This is a genomic window from Pseudomonas sp. B21-036, assembly GCF_024748925.1.
GTDB classification, from domain to species: domain Bacteria; phylum Pseudomonadota; class Gammaproteobacteria; order Pseudomonadales; family Pseudomonadaceae; genus Aquipseudomonas; species Aquipseudomonas palmensis.
On record NZ_CP087178.1, the window covers coordinates 4,269,855 to 4,289,194 of the forward strand.

A 19,340-nucleotide genomic window follows, 5' to 3' on the forward strand; every position below is an offset into this window, starting at 1 on the left:
TCTGAACAAACATAGAGAACGTGGAGACACCCATGCAAACCGACACAACTCGCGAGAACCCGCAGGCGCTGGCGCCGCAGGCCGCTGATTCGAACCAGGATCTGGCTGCCACCGCCCCCGGCCAACTGCGCGTGATCAAGCGTAACGGCACTGTCGTCGCCTACACCGACGACAAGATCACCGTGGCCATCACCAAAGCGTTCCTCGCAGTTGAAGGCGGTACCGCTGCCGCCTCGTCGCGCATCCACGACACCGTCGCCCGCCTGACCGAGCAGGTCACCGCCACCTTCAAGCGTCGCATGCCTTCGGGCGGCACCATCCATATCGAAGAGATCCAGGACCAGGTCGAACTGGCCCTGATGCGCGCCGGCGAGCAGAAAGTCGCCCGTGACTACGTGATCTACCGTGACCAGCGTGCCAAGGAGCGTGCCACCCGCACTCCGGCCGACGCCTCGGTACAGCCGCACCCGAGCATCCGCATCAGCCTGGCCGACGGCAGCTTCGCGCCGCTGGACATGAACCGCCTGAACACCATCATCACCGAGGCCTGCGAAGGCCTGGCCGAAGTCGATGGCGAGCTGATCCAGCGCGAAACCCTGAAGAACCTGTACGACGGCGTGGCCATCAAGGACGTCAACACCGCCCTGGTGATGACCGCCCGTACCCTGGTAGAGCGCGAGCCGAACTACTCGTTCGTCACCGCCCGCCTGCTGATGGACACCCTGCGTGCCGAAGGCCTGAGCTTCCTCGAAGTGGCCGACAGCGCCACCCACCACGAAATGGCCGAGCTGTACGCCAAGGCGCTGCCTGCCTACGTGGCCAAGGGCGTGCAGTTCGAACTGCTCAACCCTGCCCTGGCCGACTTCGACCTGGAGCGTCTGGGCAAGGCGATCAATCACGAGCGCGACCAGCAGTTCACCTACCTGGGCCTGCAGACCCTCTACGACCGCTACTTCATCCACAAGGATGGCGTGCGCTTCGAGCTGCCACAGGTGTTCTTCATGCGCGTGGCCATGGGCCTGGCGCTGGAAGAGAAAGACAAGGAAGCCCGTGCGATCGAGTTCTACAACCTGTTGTCGTCGTTCGACTACATGGCCTCGACCCCGACCCTGTTCAACGCCGGCACCCTGCGTCCGCAGCTGTCGAGCTGCTACCTGACCACCGTGCCGGACGACCTGTCGGGCATCTACCACGCGATCCACGACAACGCCATGCTGTCGAAATTCGCCGGTGGCCTGGGCAACGACTGGACCCCTGTGCGTGCACTGGGCTCCTACATCAAGGGCACCAACGGCAAGTCCCAGGGCGTCGTGCCCTTCCTCAAGGTGGTCAACGACACCGCTGTTGCGGTCAACCAGGGCGGCAAGCGCAAGGGCGCGGTCTGTGCCTACCTGGAAACCTGGCACCTGGATATCGAAGAATTCATCGAGCTGCGCAAGAACACCGGTGATGACCGTCGTCGTACCCACGACATGAACACCGCCAACTGGATCCCCGACCTGTTCATGAAGCGTGTCTTCGATGACGGCAAGTGGACCCTGTTCTCGCCAAGCGAAGTACCAGACCTGCACGACCTGACCGGCAAGGCCTTCGAAGAGCGCTACGAGTACTACGAAGCCCTGACCGAGTACAACAAGATCAAGGTGTTCAAGACCGTCCAGGCCAAAGACCTGTGGCGCAAGATGCTGTCGATGCTGTTCGAGACCGGCCACCCTTGGCTGACCTTCAAGGACCCGTGCAACCTGCGTTCGCCGCAGCAGCACGTGGGCGTGGTCCACAGCTCGAACCTGTGCACCGAGATCACCCTGAACACCAACAAGGACGAGATCGCGGTCTGCAACCTGGGCTCGATCAACCTGCCGAACCACATCGTCGACGGCAAGCTGGACACCGCCAAGCTGCAACGCACCGTGAACACTGCCGTGCGCATGCTCGACAACGTGATCGACATCAACTACTACTCCGTGCCGCAGGCGCGCAACTCGAACCTCAAGCACCGCCCTGTGGGCCTGGGCATCATGGGCTTCCAGGACGCGCTGTACCTGCAGCACATCCCGTACGGTTCGGACGCTGCGGTCGAGTTCGCCGACAAGTCGATGGAAGCGGTCAGCTACTACGCGATCCAGGCCTCCTGCGACCTGGCCGATGAGCGTGGCGCCTACGAGACGTTCCAGGGTTCGCTGTGGTCCAAGGGCATCCTGCCGCTGGACTCGCAACAGATCCTGATCGAGCAACGTGGCCAGCAGTACATCGATGTCGACCTGAACGAGAGCCTGGACTGGGCACCGGTACGTGCCCGTGTGCAGAAAGGCATTCGCAACTCGAACATCATGGCCATCGCACCGACCGCGACCATCGCCAACATCACCGGCGTTTCGCAGTCGATCGAGCCGACCTACCAGAACCTGTACGTGAAATCGAACCTGTCGGGCGAGTTCACCGTGATCAACCCGTACCTGGTCCACGACCTGAAGGCCCGCGGCCTGTGGGACTCGGTCATGATCAACGACCTGAAGTACTACGATGGTTCGGTGCAGCAGATCGAGCGTATTCCGCAGGAGCTCAAGGACCTGTACGCCACCGCGTTCGAAGTCGAGACCAAATGGATCGTCGATGCAGCCAGCCGTCGCCAGAAGTGGATCGACCAGGCCCAGTCGCTGAACCTGTACATTGCCGGCGCTTCGGGCAAGAAGCTGGACGTGACCTACCGCATGGCCTGGTACCGTGGCCTGAAAACCACCTACTACCTCCGTGCCCTGGCCGCCACCAGCACCGAGAAGTCGACCATCAGCACCGGCAAGCTCAACGCCGTGTCCAGCGGTGGCGACAGCGCCCCGGTCCAGGCAGCAGCGCCAGCCGGCCCTGCCCCAGTGCCAAAAGCCTGCGCGATCGACGAGCCAGACTGCGAAGCCTGCCAGTAAGGCCTGAAGGCGCCGCTTGCAAGCGGTGCCTTGCGCCTACCCTGTAGGCGCTGGCCTTGCCAGCGAAGAGGTCGGCACAACCACCGGCCTCTATCGCCGAACACCCAGGTGCGGGTCACCCCGCCCTCCCCGAGGGGCTGCGCCCCCGGAAGCATTCCAAGATTTTGCGTGCACACCTTAACCGCGAGCAGCGCAACCCTAGATCCAACCGGCCATACTCTTTCATGGCCCTCAAGCAGGAGACCCATCATGCTGAGCTGGGACGAATTCGAAAACGAAGACGGCGAAGTCGCCGCCAAAGGTCAAACCGCCTCTCAGGTGGCTGAAGCGGGCATCGACAAGCTCGACAGCGCTGGCGGTGTGGCCGCGCAGGAAGCCCGTGCAGTGACCGCCGCCGACTCCGACGCGGTCAAGCGCGCCAAGGCGGCCCTGGACGATCTCGACATCGCCGAAGGCCTGGCCGAGCTGGAAGGCTCTGCTGCCCGTGTAGCGGTCGACGAGAAGCGCATGATCAACTGCCGCGCCGACCTCAACCAGCTGGTACCGTTCAAGTACGACTGGGCCTGGCAGAAGTACCTGGATGGCTGTGCCAACCACTGGATGCCGCAAGAGGTCAACATGACCGCGGACATCGCCCTGTGGAAGACCCCCGAAGGCCTGACCGACGACGAGCGTCGCATCGTCATGCGCAACCTGGGCTTCTTCTCCACCGCCGACTCGCTGGTTGCCAACAACCTGGCACTGGCCGTGTACCGCTTGATCACCAACCCCGAGTGCCGCCAGTACATCCTGCGCCAGGCGTTCGAAGAGGCGATCCACACCCACGCGTACCAGTACTGCATCGAATCGCTGGGCATGGATGAAGGCGAGATCTTCAACATGTACCACGAGATCCCTTCGGTCGCGAAAAAGGCCGCCTGGGGCCTGCGCTACACCCGTGCCATCTCGGACCCGGAGTTCGACACCGGCACCGTCGAGACCGACAAGGAACTGCTGCGCAACCTGATCGCCTACTACTGCGTACTCGAAGGCATCTTCTTCTACTGCGGCTTCACCCAGATCCTGTCGATGGGTCGTCGCAACAAGATGACCGGCGTTGCCGAGCAGTTCCAGTACATCCTGCGTGACGAGTCGATGCACCTGAACTTCGGTATCGACGTGATCAACCAGATCAAGATCGAAAACCCGCACCTGTGGGATGCCGAGATGAAGGAAGAGGCCTCGCAGATGATCCTGCAGGGTACTCAGCTGGAAATCGAATACGCACGCGACACCATGCCACGCGGCGTGCTGGGCATGAACGCGGCGATGATGGAGGACTACCTCAAGTTCATCGCCAACCGTCGCCTGTCGCAGATCGGCCTGAAGGAAGAGTACCCAGGTACCACCAACCCGTTCCCATGGATGAGCGAAATCATGGACCTGAAGAAAGAGAAGAACTTCTTCGAGACGCGGGTTATCGAGTATCAGACTGGCGGCGCGTTGAGCTGGGATTGATTTCCCGCGCGTGGATGCTGCAAAAAGAGGCTGCCGCAAGGCGGCCTTTTTTGTGCCTGGCTTTTTTCAGAGGTTTTCGCATGCTGTTGGTCGCTGCGCCTGCTGGCGTCAGTCAGCCAGGGTCACGCTGGAACCCGGTAGGAGCCAGCCTTGCTGGCGAAGAGGCCAGCAGACCTTGCGCACTACTACAGTTGATCCGGCAAAAACTGCGGCACCCTGGCCTTCAAGAGTTCAACCAACTCCGGCGCCATGAACCCATAGTCGTCCGGGATGCCCAGGCAAACGATGCGCTTGTCGCCCAGCACCGAGCGGAATCGCGCGACAGTTTCTTGCGGTGCGCCTGCTCCATCACGATCACCAGGTCTGCCCATGCCAGCAACTCGTTGCCCACCGGCACGTCCGCATCATTGCCCACACCGGCAGAGGCCGTCTCCACCCCCGGCCAGTCGGCAAATACCTGTTCAGCCGTGGGGCTGCGCAAGCGGTTCTGAGTACACACGAACAGTACATGCAGTGTCATTGATTACCTGGAATTACAACAAGATTAGGGTTGTCAGACAGCCCATCGCGGGGCAAGCCCGCTCCCACAGGAGGGCGCAAACACTTTGTGGGAGCGGGCTTGCCCCGCGATGGCGTCGGCAAATCAGAGGGTCGCGCGATGGCTACCCGCGCTGCGAATCGAAAAACCGATACAACGCCCGCAAACCGATCACGACGGCCTCGACCGAAGCCGCATGCTCCTGCGGCTGCAACGCCTCGATTTTTTCGATGTTCTCGTCCAGCCCATGCAGCGCAATCGCCTCCAGGTGCCGCACCTGCACCGGCGGCAGCGCCGGCCAGCGCGCTACCTGCACACCCCGCAAATAGCCGAAGCACCACTCCTCGACCACCACCTGCGGATCAGGCTCGGACTCGTCTTCGAGAAACAACGGCTCGAAGGCATCACACGCCTCACTGAGCTCGCCCGCCACGTTGTTCATGTAGCGCATCAACAACGCCGAAAACGCCTCGGCCTCGGCCGGCTTCTTGAACCGCGGCGCTCTGCCACCGGTCACTTCGGGCAGCCATTCGTTGGGCGTCAACAACACGGGCGAACTGGCCAGCGCCACCAGAAAGCCATCCAGCTCCGAGAGCGTGAGGATGGCTTCATCGTTACCGTACTTGAGCAGAAAACCATCAAGACGGGTCATTTCCTTATCGTTCAAAGGCTGTACAAAAGCTGTCATGGCATAGCCTCAAGGCGGGATCCTGCCGTAACACTACATCACCCCGCCCTTCAGCGCTTACCCGGCGCCCGTCAGCCACGCCACAAATGGCAGGATCATCAGCGTGCAGGCAGCCATCGACAGCACGTTGCCAATGTACCCATGCAGATGGCTGGGCAGGCGCTGGCTGATTGCGACCGCCAATGGCGGTGCCATCACCGCGCCCAGGCCGGCACTGAGCACCACCACCTCCCACGTGCCACCCAATGTCAGCACCGCCGCCGGCACCACGGACACGATCGGGATGTAGGTCGGGTACCACCCCCTCTGCATCCATTGCCTGCGCCACAACAGCACGCCGATCAGCGACGCCAGCGCCTGCCCGCCCACCATCTCCAGCACCAGCTGCGAGCCGTAGGCCGGCCCGGCCGGCGACAGCAGGTAGGCCGCCAGCACGCCGAGCAACAAGCCCAGGCTGGCCAGCTCATTGCCGAAGAACGGCGCCTCGCTGAAGTCGGCCAGCACCCGTCGCAGCGTCCAGCCAACGCCGTGGTGCGGTGTCGCTCTCTCGACGACCGGTGCCGGTGGCGGCGCATCGACAGGCGGCGTCGAGCGCACCAGGCCTGCAAACCGCCGGCACAGCATGAACGCCAGCACGCTCGCCACGGCCATGCCGCCAACATTGCCGATCACCACCGGCAAGCCCAGTGGGTAGCACAGGTAGTTGACCAGCAGCAGGCTCGCTGGCGTCACCAGCAGTGCCCCCAGCAACGCGCCATTGATCGCGACCTTCCAGCCGCCGCCGAACAGCAGCACCATCGCCGCCGGCAGCGAGACGAACGCGACGAAGGTGGGTTGCCAGGTGCTGGCGCTGAGCGTCCAGCCCCACAGCACATGGCTGAACACCAGCCCCAGCAGCGAACTGGTCACCAGCCAGGGCCACAACCCGGTGCCATAGCAGATCGCAAAGCCCTGCCATGCCCGGCCCGTGCGGTGCGCCCAATGGGCCAGCGCGGCGCCCAGCATCAACCCGATCGCCGGCAGCTCATGCTTGTAGAACGCTACCTCGCTGATATCGCCGACGATCCAGCGCAACCGCGCCAGCGGCTCGTGCAGGTTGGCGACCATGTGCGCGTAGTCGGGCCATACCCCGACCCAGGATGCCGCACGCCCGCTGATGACCTCGATGAACACCCCGGTGCCCAGCGACACGCACACGCACATCAGCAGCAAAGGCAGAAAGCCTGCCTCCACCTTGTCGATTGACTTGTCCATGGCGACTCCTCAGCGCGGCAGCGCTGGATGCTGGTCATAACCCAGCATCGCGCCATAGCAATCGGTGCGACGGTCCCGTGGCAGGTCATTCAGGCTGTTCCAGACCGGCGCGCTGCGTGCAGTGCTGAGGTCGACATCGGCATACAGGATGCACTCGTCCTCGGCGCCCCCCACCTTGCCCAACGGCCAGCCATTGGTGCCCGCGATCAGCGAACACCCCAGAAAACGCCCGCCACGCTCGCTGCCGATGCGGTTGGCGGCGGCAATGTAGACATTGTTGACGTGGGCCGCGGTGATGGTGAGGTACGAGGCCATGCACCTGCCGCTGGCATCGAACAGCGGGGGCGGTGTCCACACCCAGTTGTTCAGGCTGCAGATGATGTCTGCACCCTGCAACGCAAGCAGGCGTGGCACCTCGGGAAACCATACGTCCCAGCAGATCATCAGGCCGATCCGCCCGATCGGGGTTTCAAACACCGGAAAGCCCAGATCACCGGGGCTGAACCAGAGCTTTTCCTGGTTCCACAGGTGTGCCTTGCGGTAATGGCCCAGCAGCCCGTCGGGGCCGAACAGCACCGCGCTGTCATACAGCTTGAGGCCATCGCGCTCGGCAAATCCTGCCACCAGGTACACCTGATGCTCCCGGGCGAAGGCGCGCCAGGTCTTGATACTGGGACCTTCATCGAGGGTTTCGGCATGCGCATAGGCTTCTGCTCGGGTCTCGAAGGTGTAGCCGGTGTTGGCAAGCTCGGGCAGCACGATCAGGTTGGCGCCGTCATGCACCGCCTCTTCGGCGAGCTGCAGACCTTTGCACAAGTTGTTGTCGCACTGGTCCAGCCCGACCTGCGGGTCGAACTGAATCACGGCAATACGCACGGGGCTGACCGGGACAGAGGGTGCAGGCATGGGAGTGTCCTTTTTGTTGTTCGAGTTGTCGTTTGGAGGCTTTCCAGTGGACAAAACAACCCTCAAGAGGGACAAGTCGGCCCCTTCCGACAATGCTGCAAGGCCGCTCTGCGCCTGTAGGAAAGGCCTACCGGGACGCCTGGGGCTGAATGCGATAGTGCGGATAGAGCGCCATGCTGAAACCGCCGTTGAACAGCGCCCCGGTGTCGTTGCACAGGTTGATCACGGCATCGATCGCGGTACGCAGGCAGGGCTCGGTCCAGCCTGCATCCACCGAGAACGACTCGCCTGCCAGGTACAACCCGCTGTGACGGGCATGCTCACGGCTGTATCGCATCAGGCTCAACGCATCGTAGTAGGTGCCGGCCCGGTAGAGCCTGGCGCAGCCCAGGGCATTGCGGTCGGTGACCCAACGCTGCACCCGCGCATTGCGGGTATCGACATACGGCGATAGCGGTACCTGCACATTGCTGCACCGCAACAGGATCCGGTCCAGCTCCTGCACGCACTTTTCCACCAGTTGCTCATCGCTGAACGCGACCAGCTTGGTCGCGTCGTCCTCCCAGGTGTAGCTGAGCAGGATGCAGTCGCTGGCATAGCGGTCGTTGTAGCGATAGGCATAAACATCGTGGATAAAGCTGTCAGTAACGAGAATTTGCGGGATGGCCTGATTACGTTGCAAAAAACTTTTCTGCAATGGCGCATACACCTTGCAGCTGGTTTCCCAGTGCGCCGTCTTGTATGCATCGATGATCTGCTGAGGCAGCATTGCCGCAGTGAAGCCTTCAAGACGCACCGATGTCTCGATCAGCCAGGAAGGCAAGGTGACGATCACTGCGTCGAAGTCTTCGCTCTGCAACGTGCTCGACTGCAGGTCGCTGGCATGCCACTGGTACTGCACGCGAATCTGCTGGTTCGCCAGCTTGCGCAGGCCAGTAACCGGGCTGTCGGTGAGCAGCCCGTTGGGCAGGGCACTGAGGTGCTGGTAGGGAGATGCACCGGTTGGCGCCACCGGCATGAACAACAGGCATTCATCCAGAGCGGCCAGCCCCAGGTAGGTAGGTGACGCGAACGGCAGACCTCTGCTGTCGTATACAGGCTGATTGGCAACCAGCGGCGCGTCCAGCGGGTCACCCTGCTCGTCCACGCGGCCATGCACCAGTTGCAGGTGGCTGCTGAAGCCGAAGATCGCCGTTCGCAGCGGATACAGGCTGCAGACATCATAGAAAGCCCCCCAACTGCCGTCGCCGATACCGATGGCATAGAACAACGCGGACTCTGCCGCGCTCATGCCCAGGCCGCCGAAGTCGCCGGGCGTTTCGGGGTTCCACACATCAATTGCCGGCAACCTGACCAGGTCCCGAAACGACATTGCCTGATAGCGTTCAACAATGGCGGCCCACAGGTCTTCCCACTGCTCGCCGCCATAGGCTTGCGCCACGGTTTCGGTCATCCGGTCGGCAAACACCCGCCACTTTTCATGTACCTGTTGCAAGGTGGCCGTAGGTGGCGGTGTCCGGCCGTCAGCGTTGTCCCAGATCAACAGCGTCGGCTCGCCCTCGCCGTCCAGCAGACCTTCACGCAGGTAGATGCCTGTCGAGCGTACGGCAGGCGTACCCGGGTTGGGAAAGTCGGACAAGCGCAGATCGAACTGACTAGCGTAGTACGCCATCAACGAGCGCCCCTCTTTCGGCGCTTCGCCACTGCGATTGAACAACGGCATGCGCATGGCGCCCATTTCGAACGGCGTCGAAGGCTCCCTGTCGCCTGGGCCAGGGTCGACGATGGTCATGTACCGACCGCCGATCCGTTGCGACTTTTCGATCAGGGTGATGTGCTGGAAGCCGCAACGCAGCAGCTCGCGGGCGGCAGTCAAACCGGTAACGCCGGCACCGATGATGCAAATGCGGTGCTCGGCGCGACGGGCTTGGGCGATACCACCGACCTGCTCGAGCAACCTGCGGTAGTCGAAACACAGATCGGGCGGGTTGGGGAACCGCGCCGACCAGCCTTCGGCATTACCCGCCAAGGGGGTCGCAACATCAGCGGGATGGTTGTAGGTGGAACCGATAGTCATGGGCTGCTCTCTGCTTGAAGTGGCGGAGCAGAGAGCTTGAAGTCGCTGCAGGCTGCAGCGGTGCTACATAGTTGAACGCCCTCACTCCGGCAGTTCGAGCGCCACCCCACCTGCATGCTGCCTCACGATCCGATACGGCAGCACCGCCCAGCCCACCCCACGGCAATGGCGCTGCACGCTGTCGAACACCGGGTCGAACAGGATGCCTTCGGGGGTAAAGCGCCATGTGGGCATCTGCCACACCTGCGCCTGTGCATAATCGCAGCCGTCCTCGCCCACCTCGCCCAACATGTGCTGCGGATACAGCTGCTTGAGCTGCTCCAGCAACCACGGCGCAAAGGTGCGCGAGCGGTAGTCCACATAGGCACCGAAACTCACGGTGGCGAACTGCTCGGGGTTGGGGCCAGGCTGGTACTCGTAGTGAAACGGCTTGCCCTCGCCCACCCACAGCACATCGTCCAGGGTCAGCTCCTTGCCCGACTCCACCGCCAGGTTGAGCGGCGCATCGGTGGGCAGCATCGGCGTGCCGTCGCAGCTGTAGTCCTGCACGATGCTGACACTGAGCAGCGCATTGCTCATGAACCGCGGCGTCACCGTCTGCCGGTAGTACCCGCCAGGGCGCCCCAGCAGCATGCACTGGTGGTAGGCCACCACATCACTGGACAGGCGCGCGCGCAGCAACTGGTTGAGGCGTGTGAGCTGCTGCGCAGGGTAACCGTCCTCGATCACGAACAGGCTTATTCCCGAGGACGGCTCGCTCAGCCAGCGCAGCGGGTAGCCTTGAAAGTGTTCAAGCTCACCCGGCTTCAACGGCAGTTGCATCAGCCTCAGGTATTCATAGGGTGAGTCGGTGTACTGGCGGGCCAGGAACGGATCGGCACCCGACGGTACCTGCGGCAGTCGTGCCGGCAGCAGCGTGATCGGCAGGCGTTTGCCCTGGGCGCTTTGCCACTCACCTTGCAGGCCGCCCTGGGCAGCCGGCCACAGCGCGAGTGTTGGCAGCGAGTCGATGCCTGCCTCCGGAGCCGGCTCATGCCCCTCCACCAGTTGAATCCGCGTGCCCTGGATGCTGCCGGTGAGCTGCAGGTCGTGGTGATGCTTCACGTAGAAGTAACGCCCGCTGACATCCTCGGGCACGGCGCGGTCGAGCTCCAGCACGATCGACTGGGTACCCAGGGTACCGGTGAACACGTCGCTGCCCAAGCCCGCCTGGGCGGGCATGGCTGCGGTCAAGGCCTGCGCGGCCAGCAGTGCGACGCAACATCCATGTTTCATGGGAAAAACGTCCGCTATTCAAGAGGGGTGAATTATGCCGACAAAGCCTGCGACACAAGGCAACTAATTGAACGGCGGCGGATCTTTACTCAGAGCCCACCACGGAAGCCTCCCCCATGAACGAGCAGAAAAGCGGCAAGACCCCGGGCCTGTCAGCGGACGAAGAGCAGGAGGTCAGCCACAACCAGCCGCCACGTGCCGCTGTGCTCCACGAGATCATCCGCGCCCAGGGCGACAAGGAACTGCAGCGCACCATCGCGGCGCTGTGGTGGTCGGCACTGGCGGCCGGCTTGAGCATGGGCCTGTCGCTGATGGCGATGGGGCTGTTCTATTCCCGCCTGCCCGAGGGCGACAGCAGCCAGGTGATCGCCAGCCTGGGCTATTCGGCGGGCTTTCTGGCGGTGATTCTCGCGCGCCAGCAACTGTTTACCGAAAATACCCTGACCGCCGTGCTGCCGGTGATGACCAAACCCACGTTCAACAATGTAGGGCGCCTGTTGCGCCTGTGGGGCGTGGTGCTGTTCGGCAACCTGGTGGGCACCGTGCTGGTGTCATACGTGATGCTGCACCTGCCGATCTTCGACACCAAGACCGATCTCGCCTTTCTCGAAGTGGGGCGCAAGGTCATGGAAAACGAGGTGGGCCAGATGTTTGCCAAGGGCATCATCTCGGGCTGGATGATCGCGACCATGGTGTGGATGATCCCGTCGATGGAGAACGCCAAGATCTGGATCATCCTGCTGATCACCTATCTCATGGCGCTGGGTGACTTCACCCATATCGTGGTGGGCTCGGTCGAGGTGTCGTACCTGGTGTGGGCCGGGGAAGTGAGCTGGCAGCAGTTCTGGCTGCACTTTGCCGCGCCGACCCTGGCGGGCAACATCGTGGGCGGCAGCTTCATCTTCGCGCTGATCAGCCATGCGCAGATTCGCAGCGACGCCGGCCTGCCCGACGAAACCCTGAGCAAAGGCCGCGAGCGCCCCTTGCCCGGCCGGCGCGACCCTAGCGACGCACCTTAACGCTGCCCGGTGGCCAACACGGCTGCCTGGGCCTGCTGTTGCTCCAGTGGAAGCCACCACGCGGTACCCCGCTGCGGTTGCACCAGGCTGACCCGCTCCCCCATCTGCGGGGTGCTCAGCGGTACCCGTGCGTTGGCCGCCAGGGCCATGATGCGGTCGAAGGGTTCATGCCAGGCGTGGGTGGACAGGTCGAAGGTGCCGTTGTGGATCGGCAGCAACCAGCGCCCGCGCAGGTCCAGGTGCGCCTGCAGGCTCTGCTCGGGCTGCATGTGCACATTGGGCCAGTTGACGTTGTAGGCGCCGGTTTCCATCAGGGTCACGTCGAATGGCCCGTAGCGTTCGCCGATCTGCCTGAAGCCCTCGAAATAGCCGGTATCGCCGCTGAAGAACAGACGCAGGTCCTCATCGAGCACCACCCATGACGCCCACAGGGTGCGGTTGCTGTCGAACAGCCCGCGCCCGGAGAAGTGCTGCGCCGGGGTGGCGACGAACTGGATGCCCGCAACCTCCGTGGCCTGCCACCAGTCGAGCTGGCGCACCTTGGCCGCAGGCACGCCCCACCCGACCAGGGTGTCGCCCACCCCAAGCGGGGCAAGGAACACCTCGGTGCGCTCGGCCAGGGCCAGCACCGCCCGTTCATCCAGATGGTCGTAATGGTCGTGGGACAGTATCACCGCCGTGATCGGCGGCAGTTGCTCCAGCGCCAGCGGCGGCTGGTGAAAGCGCTGCGGGCCGGCCCACTGCACCGGCGAGGCGCGCTCGGCGAACACCGGGTCGGTGATGAAGAAACGATCGCGCAGCTTGAGCAGCACCGTGGAATGGCCCAGGCGCCACAGGCTGCGGTCCGGCGCGGCCAGCACCTGGGCCTGGCTCAGGGGGTGCACCGGTATCGGCAGGGTTGGCCGGGTGTCGGCCGGCTTGCTCAGAAACAGGAACTTGAAACCGATGCGCAGTTTTTTCAGCACCCCGTCGCGGGGCAACTGGGCCTGGTTGCGGTACCGCCCGTCCTGCTGCAGCGAAGGCTGCGCGGGGGTTTCGGTGGCTTGTGCTGCAAGGGAAGCCATGAATGCAAATACTCCGACTAACCGTTTCAGGTGCATGCCCATTGCCCGTACCAACTGTGAAATGGCCTGCAAGGCCATTCTTGAACAGCCCGGCATTGTTCAACAATATTCACGCAAATTATGCGATGAACGGCGTCAGGCAGATCGGCAAATCATGACTCAAATCAGCAACGGCAAGGGACTATCATTTGTCAGAAGAATTTACCTGCCGCGTATCATCGGCTCAGGTATCGGCCTGTTCAGCGTGCTCTCCGGCGTGCTGCCCCTGCAGCTGCCGTACTGGGTCGTAGCGCTGCTGGTGTTCAACGGGCTGGGCTGGCCGCACCTGGCCTACCAACTCGGCCTGCGCTCGCAAGCCCCCTATCGCGCCGAACAGCGCAACCTGATGGTCGACTCGCTGATGGGCGGCTTCTGGGCCGGCACCGTGCAGTTCAACCCGCTGATCAGCGTCACCATCCTGGCCATGATGGGCATGAACAACGTCGCCGCCGGTGGTCAGCGCCTGTTTGTGCAAGGTCTTTTGGCCATGGGGCTGGGCATGGTGGCGGCGGTGGTGCTGTTCGGGCCGAGCCTGCAACTGGAGGTCAGCACCCTGCAGGTGTACGCCTGCCTGCCGATGCTGACCCTCTATCCGCTGGCGCTGGGCTGGGTGTGCTACCGCCTGGCGATCAAGCTGGCCGAGCACAAGCGCAGCCTCAGTGCGCTGAGCCGCACCGACAGCCTCACCGGCCTGTTCAACCACGGCTCATGGAAAGACCTGCTGCAACTGCGCTTTCAGCTGTGCCAGCAGGCCCCGGCCCAGGCCGTGATCGCGATCATCGACATCGACCACTTCAAGACCATCAACGATGTGTATGGCCATGTGGTGGGTGACTGCGTGCTGCGCCAGCTGAGCGTCGAGCTCAAGCGCAACCTGCACGAGGACGACGTGCCGGGGCGCTACGGCGGGGATGAATTCGGCGTGATCCTGCCCGGGTGCAGCCTGGAGCATGCCAGCCAGGTCATGGAGCGCCTGCGCCAGCGGGTCAACGAGTACCGCAACGAGCAGCTCCCGCAATTGCGCATCAGCCTGAGCATCGGCCTGGCCAGCTTCCAGCCAGGCTTCGCAGACTCCATGGTGTGGCTGAACGAGGCGGACAAGGCGCTGTATGCGGCCAAGCAGAGTGGCCGCAACAAGGTCAATGTGGCCCGCGGCGAGGTGGTGCCGCTGCGCCTGGCCTACCCGGACTGAAATGCAGGCACCACGTTCCGGCGCCTTCGCCGGCATGGCCGGCTCCTGCAGCTAGTGCTTGCGGCCCTGTGTCACGCCCGCAAGCGGCGCTGGGCCGCGATCTCCGGCAGGTCGTTGCGACGCAGGTACACCCGCAACGGCTCGGTGATGTTCAACCGCTCGTCGACATTCTGCGCCAGCAGCACCTCGATCAGTTCGCGGCGCAAGGTCATCACCTCGCCGCCACTCGCCTGCCACACGAATTCATGGCTGGGGATGATGCTGTCGTCGGCCACGTCCATGCCGAACGAGTCTTCGCTGAAGCGCACGATATGCCGGCCCAGCTTGTGGTTGAAGCCTACGAAGCCCTTGAGCTGGTCGGCCGCGGCGCAGATATCCTGGGAAGTGATGTGCATGTCAAACCTCACTGAAGCATCGTCGAAGATGCGGGGTGAATGGAATTGGCACGCGGGGCGGGTCGTCTGCGGCCCTCTCTGACGGAGAAGCTCGACAGGCAGAGGTTACTAAAAACCCGCCTGCGCCTGACACCCTTTTTTTCGCTAAACTGCCAGACATCCTCACCTTGCCGCCAGCCACGTGGACGTTCCATGAGTACTGCCATCACCGCCGACCTTGCCACGATTGCGCGGATCAACGCCGTGCCGGCCATCCTCCAGGTGATCTGCGAAACCACCGGCATGCGCTTTGCGGCCGTGGCCCGTGTCACCGAGAACAACTGGACCGCCTGCGCCGTGCTCGACAACCTGGGCTTTGGCCTGGGAGTGGGCGGCGAGCTGGACGTGGCCACCACGCTATGCCACGAGATTCGCGGCAGCCACCAGACCATCGTGATCGACAAGGCCAGCGAGGACGCCCGCTACTGCCACCACCCCACCCCGCGCCTGTACCGCTTCGAAAGCTATATCTCGGTGCCGGTGTTCCGTACCAACGGCAGCTTTTTCGGCACCATCTGCGCGCTCGATCCGGCCCCGGCCGCCCTCACCGGCAGTGCCATCCAGCCGATGATGGAGTCCTTCGCGCGGCTGTTGACGATCCAGATCGAGAGCGAGGAAGCCGCCCAGCAGACCGAGGCGGCGCTGAAGAAGGAGCTGGCCATCGCCGAGCTGCGCGAACAGTTCATCGCGGTGCTCGGCCACGACCTGCGCAACCCGCTGTTCGCCATCACCGCCGGCGCCGAGCTGCTGGTCAAGCGCCTGGGCGATGCACGCTCGCGAACCATCGCCGAGCACATCCTCGCCTCCGGACGCCGTGCCACCGAACTGGTGCGCGATGTGCTGGATTTCGCCCGCGGGCGCCTGGGCAACGGCATCATGGTGAACATCCAGCCCTGCCCCGACCTGGACACCGCCTTGCGTCAGGTGGCCTCCGAGCTGCAACGGGTCTACCCGCAGCGGGTGATACGCCTGCATATCGATGACCTCAGCGGCATGTGCTGCGACCGCGAGCGGATCACCCAGCTGCTCTCCAACCTGCTGGCCAACGCCCTGAACCATGGCGACGCCAACAGCCCGGTAGATGTATCGGCGCGTATCGAGCAGCAGGTGTTCACCCTGGGCGTGCACAACCAGGGCGCGCCGATTGCCCCGGCGGTGATGGCGCAACTGTTCCAGCCGTTTTCGCGCCCGCTCGACGGCACCCCGCAAAGCGGCCTGGGGCTGGGCCTGTACATCGCCAACCAGATTGCCCTGGCCCATGGCGGGCGCATGGAAGTGGTGTCCAGCCGCGAGGCCGGCACGCTGTTCAGCCTGCGCCTGCCACTGGATCGAGTTGCCCCGCCAGAACCTGCTCCAGCCACCCCATGAACGCCGCCACCCGCAATGGCAGGTGTACCTGCCGAGCGAACAGCAATGACACCGGCATCGGCTCGGGCACCTGCTGGTCCAGCACGCTGACCAGTTGCCCGCTCTCCAGGTACTCGCGCACACCGGCAAAGGGCGCCTGGATGATGCCCAACCCGGCCAGGCAGGCGCTTTCGTAGGCATCGGTATTGTTCACCGTGACCGCACCGCCCATGGGCTGATACCGCGTCGTGGCGCCCTGTCGGTACTCGAACCCCGGGCAGCGCCCCCCCAGGTTCTGTACGTAGTGGATCAACTGGTGGTCGCGCAGGGCCTCCAGCCGTGTCGGCACCCCCATGCGCTGCAGGTAGGCAGGGCTGGCGCAGTTGACCATGCGCAGGCTGCCCAGGGGCCGGGCAACCAGCGCAAGGTCGCTGAGCGCACCAATGCGCAGCACGCAGTCGAAGCCCTCGCGCACCAGGTCGACCTGGCGATCGGTGCAACTGATCTCCAGCGCCAGCCCCGGGTGCTGCTGCATGAACGCCGGCAAGGCCGGCAGGATGATGCGTCGTGCCATCAGCGTCGGCAGGTCGATGCGCAGGCGACCGTGCAACTGGGCCGGGTCGGGCCGAAACAGCCCTTCGAGCTCGTCCATTCGCGACAGCAGGTCTTTGCTACGCTCGTACAGTTGCAGGCCATCCTGGGTGGCCTGTACACGCCGCGTGGTGCGGTTGAGCAGGCGCGTGCCCAGGTGCCTCTCAAGCAGGCGCACCTGTTCCGAGACGGTAGAACGCGGCAGCCCCAGGCTCTCACCGGCCAGGGTGAAGCTCGACAGTTCGGCAACCCGCACAAAGGTGCGCAACAGCTCCAGCGTGTTCATCCCAGCCCCTCCATTGTTCGGCCCTGCCGAACAGTATTTCCGAATCCAGCGGATTTATCAGTACCGGAGCGACCAATAGACTGTGCTCGACTTCAGCCACCCCGAGGAACCGACCATGACCCGCAAGATCGCACTGATTACCGGCGCCAGCCGTGGCCTGGGCAGGAACACCGCGTTGCACCTGGCAGCCCAGGGCATCGACATCATCGGCACCTACCACAGCAAGGCCGACGAGGCCCACGCGCTGGTGGCCGAGCTTGAGCAAAAAGGCGTGCGCGCCACCATGTTGCAACTGGACGTGAGCAACAGCGCCAGCTTCGAGGCGTTCGCCGCCACCCTCGATGACACCTTGCAGCGTACCTTCGGCCGTCGACAGTTCGACTTTCTGGTGAACAACGCCGGCATCGGCATCAACGCAAGCTTCAGCGAAACCACCGAAGCGCAGTTCGATACCCTGCTCAACATCCAGCTCAAGGGCCCGTTCTTTCTCACCCAGCGGCTGCTGCCGCTGCTTGCCGACCAGGGCCGCATCGTCAACATCTCCACCGGGCTGACCCGCTTTGCCCTGCCCGGCTTTGCCGCCTACGCGGCGATGAAGGGGGCGATGGAGGTGCTGACCCGCTACCAGGCCAAGGAGCTCGGTGCGCGTGGCATTCGCGTGAACATCCTGGCCCCCGGCGCCATCGAGACCGACTTTGGTGGCGGTGTGGTGCGCGACAATGACCAGGTGAACGGCTTTATCGCCAGCAACACCGCCCTGGGCCGCGTCGGCCTGCCGGATGATATCGGCGCGGCGGTGGCTGTGCTGCTCGGCGACGGTGGCAGCTGGATCAACGGCCAGCGGGTGGAGGTGTCGGGCGGGATGTTCCTGTGAAACCTCAGAGGTGCCTGTACAGCTCGGTGAGGCGGTCCAGTGCGGCCTGCACGAAGTCCTCGGGCAGGTCCTGGATCAATCGCGACGGGGCCTCGAACAGGTCCTCGCCGTGCGCTGCCTCAAGCGCCTCGAGCACCTCCATGCGCGCGTCACGACGCTCGGGGTAGTGCGGGCCGAACAGCGCCAGGGCATCACCGAACGCCTTGGCAGTGACCGGCATGTGCAGGGCATGCAGGCCGCGCAAGGCGATCAGGGCCTGGTCGCCGGCACTGTTCCAGAAATACTGGTCCAGCCGCCCGTTCATGGTTTCGGCCTCCAGCCACCACAGCGCGATGGCTTCCTGCTCCTGCGCCAGCAAGGTGTCGAAACCGTGACCCCAGCGTGCTTCGAGTTGCGCCCAGGTGGGGCTGTTGGTGATGCTCATGTACGTTCCCTCGCCCACGTGCCGAATCGATGGGCGCGATTATAGGCGCCGCCTCAGTCCTCGCGCACCTGCACGCTGGCGGTCATGCCTGCACTGAGGTTGACCCCCGCCGGCACCTCGTCGAGCCGGATGCGTACCGGAATGCGCTGGGCCAGGCGCACCCAGTTGAAGGTCGGCTCCACTTCGGCCAGCAACTGGCTGTCGGGGGTGGCGTTGCGATCGGTGATGCCGCGGCTGATGCTCTGCACATGGCCCTGCATCGGCTCGCCGGCGCTCATCAGCCACACCTTGACCGGCGCACCGACCTTGATGCGCGGCAGCTTGGTTTCTTCGAAATAGGCCTGCACATAGAAAGTCGAGTCGTCCACCAGCGCCATCACCGGCTGCCCGGCATTCACATAATTGCCCTCGGCCAGGCGCAGGTTGGTGATGTGCCCGTCCCGCGGTGCCTTGACCTGGCTGCGCGCCAGGTTGAGCGCGGCCACCTTGACCTCGGCCAGGGCCTGGCGCAGCTCGCCACGGGCCACGGCGGCGTTGATCTGGGCATTTTCGCGCAGCTCGGCGCTGATCGCCTGCGGGCCCAGTGCAGCGCGGCGCGAGGCCTCGTGTTCGCGCAGGCGCAGTTGCTGCTGGCGGGTCTCGGCCACGGCATTGGCTTTTTCCAGCGCAGCCTCGAAGCGGTCCTTGTCGATGGACATCAGCAAATCCCCCGCCTTGACCTCCTGGTTGTCGTGCACCTTGAGCTCGCGCACCCAGCCCGACACATCCGGGGCGACGATCACCACGTCGGCGCGGATCTTCGCGTCGCGGGTCCAGGGGGTGAGCATGTAGTAGCGCCACAGTTCGAGGCCGGCGAACACCGCCACCACCACCAGGCACAGGGTTACGGCAACACGCACATAGGTACGCATGGT

General features: G+C 63.9%; 16 protein-coding genes and 1 pseudogene. 6 read left to right on the forward strand and 11 right to left on the reverse strand.

Annotated elements, in window-relative coordinates:
• Positions 1 to 32: 32 nt before the first annotated feature.
• The gene (locus LOY33_RS19305; RefSeq protein ID WP_043862582.1) at positions 33 to 2,921 is read left to right on the forward strand and encodes a ribonucleoside-diphosphate reductase subunit alpha; all 2,889 of its coding nucleotides are present in this window, start codon (positions 33 to 35) and stop codon (positions 2,919 to 2,921) included.
• Between the two features lie 249 nt (positions 2,922 to 3,170).
• The gene (locus LOY33_RS19310; protein WP_043862583.1) at positions 3,171 to 4,418 is read left to right on the forward strand and encodes a ribonucleotide-diphosphate reductase subunit beta; all 1,248 of its coding nucleotides are present in this window, start codon (positions 3,171 to 3,173) and stop codon (positions 4,416 to 4,418) included.
• A 185-nt stretch (positions 4,419 to 4,603) separates the two neighbouring features.
• Here LOY33_RS19310 and LOY33_RS19315 read toward each other — a convergent pair.
• The 6 genes and pseudogenes from LOY33_RS19315 to LOY33_RS19340 form a co-directional block, all read right to left on the reverse strand.
• Positions 4,604 to 4,938, reverse strand: a pseudogene (locus tag LOY33_RS19315) (low molecular weight protein tyrosine phosphatase family protein).
• Positions 4,939 to 5,080: 142 nt separating this feature from the next.
• Complete coding sequence (locus LOY33_RS19320) at positions 5,081 to 5,644, reverse strand: UPF0149 family protein (RefSeq protein WP_078479805.1); 564 nt, start codon at positions 5,642 to 5,644, stop codon at positions 5,081 to 5,083.
• A gap of 57 nt (positions 5,645 to 5,701) precedes the next feature.
• On the reverse strand, positions 5,702 to 6,898 hold the full coding sequence (locus tag LOY33_RS19325; protein WP_408980663.1) for a hypothetical protein: 1,197 nt from the start codon (positions 6,896 to 6,898) through the stop codon (positions 5,702 to 5,704).
• A 9-nt stretch (positions 6,899 to 6,907) separates the two neighbouring features.
• Positions 6,908 to 7,804, reverse strand: a complete 897-nt coding sequence (locus tag LOY33_RS19330; RefSeq protein ID WP_054914714.1) for a nitrilase family protein — start codon at positions 7,802 to 7,804, stop codon at positions 6,908 to 6,910.
• A gap of 127 nt (positions 7,805 to 7,931) precedes the next feature.
• Entirely contained in the window at positions 7,932 to 9,881 is a 1,950-nt protein-coding gene (locus LOY33_RS19335) for an FAD-dependent oxidoreductase (RefSeq protein ID WP_258659736.1), read from the reverse strand.
• A gap of 81 nt (positions 9,882 to 9,962) precedes the next feature.
• The gene (locus tag LOY33_RS19340; protein WP_258659737.1) at positions 9,963 to 11,156 is read right to left on the reverse strand and encodes a hypothetical protein; all 1,194 of its coding nucleotides are present in this window, start codon (positions 11,154 to 11,156) and stop codon (positions 9,963 to 9,965) included.
• 116 nt (positions 11,157 to 11,272) lie between these two features.
• Here LOY33_RS19340 and LOY33_RS19345 point away from each other — a divergent pair, with 116 nt between their 5' ends.
• The gene (locus tag LOY33_RS19345; protein WP_043862589.1) at positions 11,273 to 12,175 is read left to right on the forward strand and encodes a formate/nitrite transporter family protein; all 903 of its coding nucleotides are present in this window, start codon (positions 11,273 to 11,275) and stop codon (positions 12,173 to 12,175) included.
• Here the strand turns inward: LOY33_RS19345 and LOY33_RS19350 are convergent.
• On the reverse strand, positions 12,172 to 13,239 hold the full coding sequence (locus LOY33_RS19350) for an MBL fold metallo-hydrolase (RefSeq protein ID WP_258659738.1): 1,068 nt from the start codon (positions 13,237 to 13,239) through the stop codon (positions 12,172 to 12,174). The genes LOY33_RS19345 and LOY33_RS19350 overlap by 4 nt on opposite strands.
• A gap of 154 nt (positions 13,240 to 13,393) precedes the next feature.
• Between LOY33_RS19350 and LOY33_RS19355 the strand changes: the two genes are divergently transcribed.
• Positions 13,394 to 14,470 (forward strand): diguanylate cyclase, encoded by a 1,077-nt coding sequence (locus tag LOY33_RS19355; RefSeq protein ID WP_258659739.1) that lies wholly within the window; start codon positions 13,394 to 13,396, stop codon positions 14,468 to 14,470.
• A gap of 71 nt (positions 14,471 to 14,541) precedes the next feature.
• Here the strand turns inward: LOY33_RS19355 and LOY33_RS19360 are convergent, their stop codons facing one another.
• Entirely contained in the window at positions 14,542 to 14,865 is a 324-nt protein-coding gene (locus tag LOY33_RS19360) for a DUF2025 family protein (protein ID WP_043862592.1), read from the reverse strand.
• Positions 14,866 to 15,057: 192 nt separating this feature from the next.
• Between LOY33_RS19360 and LOY33_RS19365 the strand changes: the two genes are divergently transcribed.
• Positions 15,058 to 16,272 (forward strand): ATP-binding protein, encoded by a 1,215-nt coding sequence (locus tag LOY33_RS19365; protein ID WP_043862593.1) that lies wholly within the window; start codon positions 15,058 to 15,060, stop codon positions 16,270 to 16,272.
• Here LOY33_RS19365 and LOY33_RS19370 read toward each other — a convergent pair.
• On the reverse strand, positions 16,211 to 17,128 hold the full coding sequence (locus tag LOY33_RS19370; RefSeq protein WP_054914718.1) for a LysR family transcriptional regulator: 918 nt from the start codon (positions 17,126 to 17,128) through the stop codon (positions 16,211 to 16,213). The two genes, LOY33_RS19365 and LOY33_RS19370, sit on opposite strands and share 62 nt — an antisense overlap.
• 115 nt (positions 17,129 to 17,243) lie before the next feature.
• On the opposite strand from LOY33_RS19370, the gene LOY33_RS19375 reads away from it, so the two are divergent.
• Entirely contained in the window at positions 17,244 to 18,002 is a 759-nt protein-coding gene (locus tag LOY33_RS19375; protein WP_078480543.1) for an SDR family NAD(P)-dependent oxidoreductase, read from the forward strand.
• 4 nt (positions 18,003 to 18,006) lie between these two features.
• Here the strand turns inward: LOY33_RS19375 and LOY33_RS19380 are convergent, their stop codons facing one another.
• Positions 18,007 to 18,426 carry a DUF4375 domain-containing protein gene (locus tag LOY33_RS19380; RefSeq protein ID WP_058540986.1) on the reverse strand — a complete coding sequence of 140 codons (420 nt, stop codon included), beginning with the start codon at positions 18,424 to 18,426 and terminating at the stop codon, positions 18,007 to 18,009.
• A 53-nt stretch (positions 18,427 to 18,479) separates the two neighbouring features.
• Positions 18,480 to 19,337, reverse strand: a complete 858-nt coding sequence (locus LOY33_RS19385) for an HlyD family secretion protein (RefSeq protein ID WP_043862597.1) — start codon at positions 19,335 to 19,337, stop codon at positions 18,480 to 18,482.
• Positions 19,338 to 19,340 lie beyond the last annotated feature (3 nt).